Source organism: Streptomyces sp. SM1, assembly GCF_002910825.1.
In the GTDB taxonomy this organism is placed as follows: domain Bacteria; phylum Actinomycetota; class Actinomycetes; order Streptomycetales; family Streptomycetaceae; genus Streptomyces; species Streptomyces okerensis.
Map to the genome: position 1 here is coordinate 1 of NZ_NEUB01000274.1, position 11,528 is coordinate 11,528.

At 73.1% G+C, this 11,528-nt stretch carries 6 protein-coding genes; 4 read left to right on the forward strand and 2 right to left on the reverse strand.

The window, feature by feature from the left end; all coding sequences use genetic code 11:
* The coding region (locus B9S61_RS06445) for an SRPBCC family protein (RefSeq protein ID WP_103541351.1) at window positions 1-387 on the forward strand (387 nt) is incomplete at its 5' end.
* A gap of 201 nt (window positions 388-588) precedes the next feature.
* Here the strand turns inward: B9S61_RS06445 and B9S61_RS06450 are convergent.
* Together B9S61_RS06450 and B9S61_RS06455 are read right to left on the reverse strand one after the other, a co-directional pair.
* Entirely contained in the window at window positions 589-1,425 is an 837-nt protein-coding gene (locus B9S61_RS06450) for a pentapeptide repeat-containing protein (RefSeq protein ID WP_258039572.1), read from the reverse strand.
* A gap of 92 nt (window positions 1,426-1,517) precedes the next feature.
* Window positions 1,518-2,465 (reverse strand): methionyl-tRNA formyltransferase, encoded by a 948-nt coding sequence (locus B9S61_RS06455; protein ID WP_103541355.1) that lies wholly within the window; start codon window positions 2,463-2,465, stop codon window positions 1,518-1,520.
* Window positions 2,466-2,723: 258 nt separating this feature from the next.
* On the opposite strand from B9S61_RS06455, the gene B9S61_RS06460 reads away from it, so the two are divergent.
* From B9S61_RS06460 to B9S61_RS06470, 3 genes are all read left to right on the forward strand, one after another.
* Complete coding sequence (locus B9S61_RS06460; RefSeq protein WP_103541357.1) at window positions 2,724-4,073, forward strand: lysine N(6)-hydroxylase/L-ornithine N(5)-oxygenase family protein; 1,350 nt, start codon at window positions 2,724-2,726, stop codon at window positions 4,071-4,073.
* A 97-nt stretch (window positions 4,074-4,170) separates the two neighbouring features.
* Complete coding sequence (locus B9S61_RS06465) at window positions 4,171-5,226, forward strand: iron-siderophore ABC transporter substrate-binding protein (protein ID WP_103541359.1); 1,056 nt, start codon at window positions 4,171-4,173, stop codon at window positions 5,224-5,226.
* 109 nt (window positions 5,227-5,335) lie between these two features.
* On the forward strand, window positions 5,336-11,528 hold a 6,193-nt coding region (locus B9S61_RS06470; protein ID WP_146064734.1), incomplete at its 3' end, for a non-ribosomal peptide synthetase.

Here is an 11,528-nt window from a genome sequence, read left to right on the forward strand (position 1 = left end):
ATGCCCGCACAGCCCGAGCATGTCTTCGACCAGGCGGCGAACATCGACCAGATGGAGGACTGGCTGCCCCGGGAACTGCATGTGCACGCGGAGGAACCGCCCGCCGTCACCGTGCACGAGGACCGTACCGACGAGGACACCTCCGCCCTGCTGCGCGCCCGGCGGGAACAGATGCGACTCGAATGGGGCACACGTGACCAGGGCAGCTACACCGGCTGGCTCCAGGTCGCCGGTATCGGCAGCGGGGCGAGCGAGGTCACGGTGCACCTGTCGTTCTTCGAGGACAGCCACGACCCCGGTGAGAAGCAGGTGAGCGACGCCCTGGAGTCGAGCCTGCGGCGCCTCGAGGAACAGGTGAGGCTGCGCTTCGACACGGCGGCCGGCTGACCGCCCGTACGGAAGGGCGCCCCCATGGGCGGCACAACGCACGACGACGGTCCGCGCACCGCCGGCCACCACGGCGAAGTGACTCTGACGCGGCGGGCGTTCCTCGACCGCGACGCGTTCCCGTGCGGCTTCACGGAGTCCGGCCCGGCCTCGTACCGGCAAGGGGATCGGTGAGACCGGCAACGTGGGCGGCGCGGCCGTCTACCAGTGGGCAGGGCGGCTGAGCGAGGGAGGCAGCACGGTGGCGGCGTCGCCCCTCGCGGCGTTCAGCTGTGCCTGGGTGAGGAACAGGGCGCCGGTGAGGTCGGCGCCGCTGAGGTCGGCGTCGCGCAGATCGGCCCCGATCATGTCCGCGTCCCGCAGATCCGCTCCGCTGAGGTCGGCGGCGACGAGCAGGGCACCGCGCAGACTGGCCCCCCGCAGGCCGGCACCGGACAGCTTCGCGCCGACGAGATCGGCTCCGCGATGGTTCCTCCTGCGGCCCGGGACATGGGCCCGGGCGAGCTCGCCGGCCCGCAGCAGCAGTACGTTGACCTCGCCCCGCACCGCGTTCACGTCCAGTGCGGCGATCGACTCGGCGCTGCCGCGGGTCAGGGCGTCGACCCGGTCCCGCGCCCGCCGCAGCTCCTTGTGCACGGGGCGGGCCGGTGCCAGGCCGAGGGCCTCGGTGATGTACCACAGCAGCTCCTGCAGCTGCCGCACGACCGGGAAGACCCCGGCCATGGCGCTCGCCGTCTCCGGCGCCTCGCGCCAGTCGGTGCCGCCGAAGGTCACCTGGGACACCTTCTGTCCCGCGCCGAAGCAGTCGAAGACGGTGCAGCCGGCGTACCCCTCGCCGCGCAGCCGCTCGTGGATGCCGCAGCGGAAGTCCGTGCGGAGGTTCGCGCAGGGCTGCCCGGCCGGCTTGGTGACGGCGAAGTCCGCTGAGCGGGTGAAGGGCAGGGCCATGCAGCACAGGCCGAAGCAGGAGGCGCAGTCGGCCCGCAGGTCCTGGCGGTCCCCGGGGAACGGGAGGGGGACTGCGTGCCGTGACGCCACCGTGTGTGCTCCAGTCGTGCGGCGGGCACCGCACACCGCGGCGCTCCGGGACCGCACCATTCTCGCAGACGGCGCCCGCTGCTCCGGAAGTCTCAGGGGCGCCCGGTGAGATAGCCGCCCATCGAGGTGAAGTACTCGGTCGCGCCCAGCTCCCGGCCGTCCTCGGTCCGTACCCGGGTGATCGCCAGGCCGTGGTTGCGGCCGGTACGCGCGTCGGCGCCGGCGACGATCACCACCCCGTCGCCCTCGCGGTAGAACACCCGGCCGGGTGTGCCGCCGTAGCGGCCCCGCGACACCACGGACGACAGGATCTCGAGGCGCCGGCCCCGGTGGAAGGTGAAGGCGCTCGGGTAGGGGGCGGACTGGGCGCGGACGAGGCGTTCCAGGTCCTCGGCGGGCCAGTTCCAGTCGATGCGGCTGTCCTCGGGGGACCGCTTGTGGAAGAAGCTGGCGAGGGAGCGGTCCTGCCGGGTGAACGCGGTCTGCCCGGAGGCGATCAGGTCGAGGGCTCCCGTGGTCACGGGGGCGATCAGGTCGACGGTCCGGTGGAACAGGTCGGTGGCCGTGTCCGTGGGCCCGACCGGGACGGCGCGCTGGAGGACGATGTCACCGGCGTCCAGTTCCTCGTCCATGAGGTGGGCGGTGACGCCGACCTCGGTCTCGCCGTTGACGAGGGCCCAGATGAGGGGGGAGAAGCCGGCGTACTTCGGCAGCAGCGAGTCGTGCACGTTCAGCGTTCCGTGCCGGGGCAGGCCGTAGACGTGCGGGGGGATCCAGGTCCGCCAGTTGTTGGCGACGATGATGTCCGGATCGGCGTCCTTGAGCCGCGCGAACAGTTCCTCGTCGTCGGGACGGTCGCGGATCAGAACCGGGATGCCGTGTTCCCCGGCGAGCCCGGCGACCGAGTCGCTCCAGATCCTCTCGTAGGCGTGCTCGCTCCTGGGGTGGGTCACCGCCATCACCACGTCGTGCCCGGATTCCAGCAGGGTCCGCAGGGTGCGGTGGCCCCAGGTCTGACAGCCGAACATGACGATCCGCATACGGTTCCTCCTCGGGCAGGGGCTGAGCCACCGTCAGTAAAGCAAGGCTTACCTAATATTACAACGGACCCTTGCTGAAATGGAGTTGATGGCCGGTCAGTAATTCGAACTCATGTACTGTCCCAATTTGTCCTGTCGACAGTCATGCGAACGAAGCTTAGGCTTCCCTAAGTTTGCGGGTCCGCTGTTCCGCTCGGCGCGCCCCTCCTCCCGCACATCCGAGGCCGGAGTACCGGCCGCCCGCACGAGGGGAGTGACATGGCTCAGGTTCTTCCTGGCGACGCATCACCGGTCCACGACCTCATAGGCATCGGCTTCGGCCCGTCCAATGTGGCGATGGCGATCGCGCTCAGCGAGCACAACGCCGGCGTCGGGAGGCAGGAGGCGGTCACCGCCCACTTCTTCGAGCGGCAGCGGACCTTCGGCTGGCACCGGGGCATGCTGATCGACGACGCGACGATGCAGGTGTCCTTCCTCAAGGATCTGGTGACCCTGCGCAACCCGGCCAGCGAATTCAGCTTCCTGCGCTACCTGCAGAGCAGGGGACGCCTGATCGACTTCGTCAACCACAAGAGCTTCTTCCCGCTCCGGAAGGAGTTCCACGACTACTTCGAGTGGGCGGCGGCGAAGGTCGACGACATGGTGTCCTACGGCCACGAAGTGGTCGCCGTGGAGCCCGTCCTGCGCGACGGGAGGGTGGAGTACCTCGACGTGACGGCCCGTTCGGGGGACGGGCCGGTGATCCACCGGGCCCGCAACCTGGTCATCGGCACCGGGCTGCGCCCGCGCATGCCGGACGGCGTCGAACGCTCCGACCGCGTCTGGCACAACTCCGACCTGCTGAGCAGGGTCGACGCCCTGGAGGCCACCGACCCCTCGTGCTTCGTCGTCGTCGGAGCCGGACAGAGCGCCGCCGAGAACGTCGCCTATCTGCACCGCCGTTTCCCCGGCGCGGACGTGCACGCCGTCTTCTCCCGCTACGGGTACAGCCCCGCCGACGACAGCAACTTCGCCAACCGCATCTTCGACCCCGGGGCGGTCGACGAGTACTTCACCGCACCCGAGGACGTCAAACGCACCCTGATGGACTACCACGGGAACACCAACTACTCGGTGGTCGACAACGATCTCATCGAGGACCTGTACCGGCGGGTGTACCAGGAGAAGGTGCTGGGCACCGAACGGCTCCACTTCCACAACGTCTCCCGGCTCGCCTCCGTCACCGAGACGCCGGACAAGGTCCACGCCACCGTCGTGTCCCTGGTCACCGGCGAGAAGACCCCGCTCGACGCCGACGTCGTGGTCTACGGCACGGGATACCTGCCCGCCGACGGTCTGGCACTCCTGGGCGAGACGGCCCGACTCTGCCACCGGGACGACGAGGGCCGGGTCCGCGTCGAGCGGGACTACCGCGTGGCGGCCCGCCCCGAACTGCGGTGCGGCATCTACCTGCAGGGCGGCACCGAACACACCCACGGCATCACCTCCTCCCTGCTGTCCAACATCGCGATCAGGGTCGGCGAGATCCTGGACTCGGTCCTCGGCCGGGGACCCGGCCCCTCCGGCACCCACCGGCCCCTCACCGACGGCATCGGCACCTCCCGATAGCGCCGCATCCGGCTCCCCCACACAACGCCGCGCACAGTCCGGGACTTCGCGCCCGGCAGGCGCGGCACCCCTGTGAAATCCCGTGAAAGGAACCAACGTGTCCACTGGAACACGCCTCGCGCCGGCGCGGATCGCCGGACCTCTCACCAGGACGGTCGTGGCCGCCGTCGCCGCGCTCGCCCTCACCGCCTGTGGGGGCGGGACCGGCGGCTCCGCCCCGGAGCAGGACCCCTCGTCGTCGTCCGGCGCGGGCGCGCGGTCCGCGGTGTTCCCGGTCACGGTCGAGCACAAGTACGGCAGCACGACCATCGAGAAGGAGCCGAAGAAGGTCGTCACGCTCGGCCTGTCGGACCAGGACGCTGTCCTGGCACTCGGCGTCGAGCCCGTCGGCGCCGTCGACTGGTTCAAGGAGAAGCCCTACGGCAAGTGGCCCTGGACCAAGGAGCTCTGGGGCTCGGACACCCCCGAGATCGTCGGTGAGCGCGACGAGTACAACATGGAGAAGATCGCGGCCCTGCAGCCGGACCTGGTCATCGCCCAGTACTCGGGCATGAAGAAGGAGCAGTACGACACGCTCTCGAAGTTCACCGACGTCGTGGCCCAGCCCATTGACTACCCGGACTACGGGGCGCCCTGGGAGGCGATGACCCGTCAGATCGGCAAGGCCCTCGGCAAGGACCACCAGGCCGAGAAGCTGATCTCGGACATCGGCGCGCGGTTCGAGCGGGTCCGTGACCAACACCCGGAGTTCGGGAAGCTGACGCTGGCCGTCGCCGACAGCTTCGAGGCGGGCAAGTACTCGGCGTTCACCAGCACGGACCCCAAGGCGATCTTCTTCAAGGACATGGGCTTCGAGCTGAAGCCGGAGATCGACAAGCTGGCCAGGCCGGGCTGGAACGTGGCCGAACTCAGCGCCGAGAAGCTGAACGTGCTCGACGTCGACCGCCTGGTCTGGGTCACCGCCGGCACCGACGCCGACGACCGCGTCAAGGCGGAGCCGCTGTACCGGAAGCTGAAGGTCAGCCAGGACCGGCGCGACCTGTTCGTCCCCTACCAGGACCCGGACATCGGCGCTGCGTTCTCCTTCAACACCGTCCTGTCGATCCCCTACGCGATCGAGGAGATCACGCCACTGCTCACGGCCGTCAGGTGAAGCCGGCGGCCGGCGGGCCCCGGCAGGCCCGCCGACCGCCGCACCGGCCCGCCGGAACACCACCGTCACGCCTGCTCACCGACGCACATCAGGGAAGGGCTCTCCTACGATGTTTGACGCCGAGTCGGACCGGACGACCGGGGCACCACTGCCCCTGACCGGCGGGCAGTCCGGGATCTGGCTCGCCCAGCAGATCGAGCCGGACGGTTCGGCCTACACCCTCGCGTTCGTCCTCGAACTGCGCGGCGACGTCGACCCCGGCCGGCTGGCCGCCTCGGTCCGCCGCGCCGTCGAGGAGACCGAGGCACTGCACGTGCGCGTCACCGCCGGCGACGGCGAGCCGCGGCAGACGGTCGTCCGGGTCCCCTTCGAGGTGCCCGTCCTCGACCTCCGCGGCGAACCCGACCCGCGGCGGACCGCCACGGCGTGGATGGACGCCGACCGTGACCGGCCCGCCGACCTCGCTCACGGTCCGCTGTTCGCCCAGGCGGTGCTCCGGCTCACCGACGACCGGGTGCTCTGGTACCAGCGCTACCACCACATCGTCCTCGACGGCATGGGCGTCGCCCTCCTCACCCGCCGGGCCGGGCGGATCTACACCGACGCCGGGCGGACGCCCGCCGCCCCCGGCCGGGCCCTCTCCCGCCTGGTCACGGCCGACCGGGCGTACCGCGCCTCCGCACAGCACCGCGCCGACCGCGCCCACTGGCTCGACCGGATGTCGGACCGCCCGGAGCCCGTACGCCTCGTCGAGCGCGCTCCGGCGCCGATGACGCGGCGGACCCGGCGTTCGACCGTGATCGGCGCGCGGGACACCGCCCGGCTGGACGCCGCCGCCCGGGACGCGGGTGTCCGCACCTCCCGCCTGCTGATCACCGCCGTGGCCGCCTACGTGCACCGGGTCACCGGCGCCCAGGACCTCGTCCTCGGCCTGCCGGTCACCGCCCGCCGGGACGAGGGCACCGCGGCCGTGCCCGGCATGGTGTCCAACGTCGTCCCCCTGCGGATACCGGTCCGTCCGAGCACGACCGGAGCCGAACTCGCGGCCGAGACCGGGCGCGTCGTCGCCGAGGCCGTCGAGCACGGGCGCTACCGGGCAGAGGAACTGGCCCGGGACCTCGGACTCGCCGACGGCCTCGCCGAGCTGGTGGGCCCGACCGTCAACATCCTCCCCGGCACCGCCGGCCTGCGTTTCGGTGACCACACGGCCGAACTCCATCCGGTCTGGCTCGGCCCGGCCGGCGATCTGGCCTTCACCTTCGTGCGGACACCGGACGGACGGGGCCTTCGCATGCACCTCGACGCGGACGCCGAGGTCTGCGGCGAACGGACCCTCCGCGACCACGAACGCCGCTTCCTCACCCTGCTGGACTCCCTGGCCGGCGACCCCGGCCGCCCCTTCGGACGTATCGACCTCACCGACGGCGCGGAACGTGGCCGGCTGCTCGACGAGCTCGGCGTGTCACCGCGCGAGGTGCCCGGCCTGACCTGGCCCGCCGCGTTCGAGGACCGGGCCCGCCGGACGCCCGACGCCGTCGCGCTGGTCTGCGAGGAGCGGCAACTGACGTACGCGGAGCTGAACGCCGGAGCCAACCGGCTGGCCCGCCTCCTGGTGTCCCGCGGGGTACGGGCCGAGGACGTCGTCGCCGTGGCCCTGCCCCGCTCACCCGAACTCGTCGTCTGCCTCCTCGCGGTGCTGAAGACCGGGGCCGCCTACCTGCCGCTGGACGCCGGCCATCCCCGCGACCGCATCGCCCGCATGCTGTCCGACGCGGGAGCCCGCACCGTCGTCACCGTGCGGGCCCTGGACGCCGGCCTCCCCGCCGAGCCCGCCGTCGGCCGCGTCCTGCTCGACGACCCGGCCACGGCGGACGCGTGCGCCGCCCAGGACACCTGCGACCTCGCCCTGCCCGTCCCGCTCGACCGGGCCGCGTACGTCATCTACACCTCCGGCTCCACCGGCCGCCCCAAGGGCGTCGTCGTCACCCACGACGGCGTCGGCAGCCTCGTCGCGACCGCCACCGACCGGATCGGCGTCGACGCCGGCAGCCGGGTCGTCCAGTTCGCCTCCGTCGGCTTCGACGTCACGGTCTGGGACCTGATCATGTCCCTGTGCGTGGGGGGACGGATCGTCCTCGTCCCCGCCGAGCGCCGCGTCGCCGGGCCCGCCCTCACCGACTACATCGCCCGGCACCGCGCCACCCACATGATCCTGCCGCCGTCCCTGGTGTCCGCACTGCCGCGGGACTGCGAACTGCCCGACGGGGCCGTCCTCGTCGTCGGCACCGAAGCGGTGCCGAGCGAGCTGATCGCCCGCTGGGCCGGGCGGCTGAAGGTCGTCGTCGCCTACGGCCTCACCGAGGCGAGCGTCAACTCCACGCTGTGGCTCGCCGACCCGGGCCGTCCGGGCCCCGTCCCCATCGGCCGCCCCGACCCCAACACCCGCGCCTACGTCCTCGACACCGCGCTGCGCCCGGCCCCGGTGGGCGCCGAGGGCGAGCTGTACATCGCCGGGCGCGGTCTGGCCCGCGGCTACCTGGGCAGGGCCGCGCTGACCTCCGGGCGCTTCGTCGCGGACCCGTTCGGGACACCCGGCACCCGCATGTACCGCACCGGCGACCGGGTGCGGTGGGCCGCCGACGGCAATCTGGAGTTCCTCGGCCGCGCCGACGGCCAGCTGAAGATCCGGGGTCACCGGATCGAGCCGGGCGAGGTGGAGAGCGCCCTCATGGCCTGCCCCGGCATCGGCCAGGCCGCCGTCCTCCCGCGTGACGACCACCGGGGCGCGACGCGCCTGGTCGCCTACCTCGTCGCGGAGGACGACGCCGCCGTGACGGCCGCGAGGGCCCAGGTGGCCGCCACCCTGCCGGACTTCATGGTGCCGTCCGCCGTCGTCGCCCTCGACGGCCCGCTCCCGCTGACGCCCAACGGCAAACTCGACGGCCGCGCCCTGCCCACACCTGACTGGACCGCCCTCGGCGGTACCGACGCGCCGGCCACCCCGACCGAGAGCATCCTCGCCGGACTGTTCGCCGAGATCCTCGGCCTGCCCTCGGCCGGGGTCCACGACAGCTTCTTCGAACTGGGCGGCGACAGCATCGTCGCGATCCGGCTCGTCGACCGTGCCCGCGCGGCAGGGCTCACGATCACGCCGCGCGAGGTGTTCCGGCAGCGGACCGTGGCGGCTCTCGCCCGGGCCGCCGACCGCGCCGGAACCGCCGCGACGCCCGTCGCCCCGGTACGCCTGGACGAGGACGCCCTGCCGGTGTCCCCGCTCCAGGAGGGCTTCTTCTTCCACGCGCGGTACGACACCGACGCCGCCGACCCGTACCTGGTCCAGGAACTCCTCGACCTCGCGGGCCCGGTCGAGCCCGAGCGGCTGCGCGGAACACTGCAGCTCCTGCTCGACCGGCACCCCCTGCTGCGGGCCTCGTTCCGCCAGCTGCCCGACGGACGGGTCGTCCAGCGGCTCGCCGAACGCGCGACCCTGCCCTGGCGGGTGGCCGACACCGACGGGTCCGGAGCGGACGACGTCCTGGCGGCCGACCGTGCCCGGCCGTTCGACCTCGCCCGGCCACCGCTGCTGCGGGCCACCCTGATCCGGGACGGCCGGCGCCACCGCCTGCTGCTCACCCTGCACCACATCGTCGCCGACGGCTGGTCCCTCTCCGTCCTGCACCGCGAACTGCTCGCCGCCCACCGGGGCGGGGAACTGCCGGAGCCCTTCGATCCGCGCCCCTACCTGGCCTGGCTCGCCGCGAGGGACCTCGACGGGGCGCGCGACGCCTGGCGGCGGGCGCTGTCGGGACTGCCGGGACCCACCCGGCTCGCCGACTCCCTCGCGACGGCCGACGGGGACCGGAGACCCGCCGGGCCCGGGCACCTCGACATCCGGCTGCCCGACGAGCTCACCGCCCGGCTCACCGCCCGCGCCCGCGCCCACGGCCTCACCGCGAGTACGGTCGTCCACGGCCTCTGGGCCCTGCTCCTCGGCGGCACGACCGGTAGCCGGGACGTGGTGTTCGGCACCACGGTGTCCGGCCGGAGTGCCGGGGCAGGCGATCTCGGCCGTGCCGTCGGCCTGTTCGTCAACACCGTCCCCGCCCGCGTACGCCTGGAGCCCGGCGAGTCCCTCACCGGGCTGCTGCGGCGCGTCCAGGACGAGCACACGGCGCTGCTGGACCACCAGCACCTGGGCCTCGCCGACATCCAGCGCGCCGCGGGCGGCGGTGAACTGTTCGACACCCTGGTCGTGTTCGAGAACCAGCCGGTCGCCGATCTCACCGCAGACCACGCAGCGGACACTCTCGGTGTCACCGGAGTCGACGTCCTGGACGCCGTGCACTACCCCCTCGCGCTGATCGCCGGACCGGCCGGGGACGGCGGACTGCGGCTGCGGTTCAAGCACGACGCGACACGCATCGGCCGGACGGCCGTGGCAGGCCTCGCCGACCGGTTCACCGGCCTGGTACGGACCCTGGTGTCCGAACCCGGCCGTACGGTCGCCCGTACCGGCCTGCTCTCCCCGCGCGAGGAGCGGCGCCTCACCGAGCTGAACGCCACCGCGCACCCGGTCCCCGGCGACGCCACCCTCGCCTCCCTGTTCGCGGCACGGGCGGCGCGTACCCCGGACGCCGCGGCGCTCGTCTTCGAGGGCGTCACGCTCACCTACGCCGAACTCGACCGGCGCGCCGAGGCCCTGGCCCGGCGGCTGCGGGCACGCGGCGCGGGCCCCGAGCGGTTCGTCGCCGTCGCCGTACCACGGTCGGCGGAGCTGGTGATCGCACTGCTGGGCGTCCTCAAGTCGGGCGCCGCCCACCTGCCCGTCGACCTCGACTACCCCGCCGAACGGGTCGCGTTCATGCTCGCCGACTCCGGCGCCCGCACCGTGGTGACCACCGCGGCGGCCTCCGGCCGGCTGCCCCGGGTGCCCGGCCTCGAGCACCTGCTCGCCGACGCCGACGAGGACGTCCCCGACACCCGGGCGGAGCCCGCCGGTCCCGACCGGCCCGCGTACCTGATCTACACCTCCGGCTCCACCGGGCGCCCCAAGGGCGTCGTGATCACCCACCGGGCGATCGTCAACCGGCTCGCCTGGATGCAGGGCGAGTACGCGCTCGCCGCCGACGACCGGGTACTGCAGAAGACGCCCTCCGGGTTCGACGTGTCGGTGTGGGAGTTCTTCTGGCCCCTGCTGGAGGGCGCCACCGTCGTCCTGGCCCGCCCCGGCGGCCACCGGGACCCGGCCCACCTGGCCGAGCTGATCCGCACCGAGCGGATCACCACCCTGCACTTCGTGCCGTCCATGCTGGCCGCGTTCCTCCGGGCGATGGAGCCGGACCGGGCCGGGCCGCACTGGGCGACGAGCCTGCGCCGGGTCTTCTGCAGCGGCGAGGCGCTCCCCGGAGCGGACGCGGCACGCTGGCGGGACCTCAGCACCCGCCCCGGGCTCGGCCCGGTGCCGCTGCACAACCTCTACGGCCCCACCGAGGCCGCCGTGGACGTGACGTACTTCCCCTGCGACGGGGGCGGCGAGGTCACCGTGCCGATCGGACGGCCGGTGTGGAACACCCGGCTGTACGTGCTGGACACCTTCCTGCGCCCGGTGCCCGACGGGGTGCCCGGCGAGCTCCACCTCGGCGGCGTCCAGCTGGCGCGCGCCTACCACGACCGGCCGGGACCGACCGCCGAACGGTTCGTCGCCGACCCCTTCGGCGCGCCCGGTGACCGCATGTACCGCACCGGGGACCTGGTGCGACGCCGCGCCGACGGCGCCGTCGAGTACCTCGGGCGCACCGACCGGCAGGTCAAGATCCGCGGCAACCGCGTCGAACCCGCCGAGATCGAGGAGGTGCTGGGCGGCATGGCGGGCGTGGCCCGGGCGGCCGTGACCGCCCGCGAGGGCGCACTCGTCGGCTACGTCGTACCCGCACCCGGGGCCGAGCCGCCGGACGGAGACTCCCTGCGCGCCGCGCTCGCCGGCGTGCTCCCCGCGCCCATGGTGCCGGGCCGCGTCCTGGTGATCGGAGCACTGCCGCTGACACCGAGCGGCAAGCTCGACACCAACGCCCTGCCCGCGCCGCCCGTCGCCGCCGCGGCCGGGGTGCGGCCACCCTCCGGTGAACGGGAACGGCTCCTGTGCGAGATCTTCGCCGACGTGCTCGGCGTGCCCGGCACCGGCGCCGACGACGACTTCTTCACCCTCGGCGGCGACAGCCTCACCTCCGTCGCCGTCGCCACCCGGGCCAGGGAGTCCGGGCTCGGCATCGGTCCGCGCGATGTGTTCGAGCGCCGCACCCCGG

Bases quoted from the DNA above. Each gene is read 5' to 3' on its own strand.
- B9S61_RS06460 (WP_103541357.1), top strand. From the start codon at position 2,724: ATGGCTCAGGTTCTTCCTGGCGACGCATCACCGGTCCACGACCTCATA.
- B9S61_RS06455 (WP_103541355.1), bottom strand. From the start codon at position 2,465: ATGCGGATCGTCATGTTCGGCTGTCAGACCTGGGGCCACCGCACCCTG.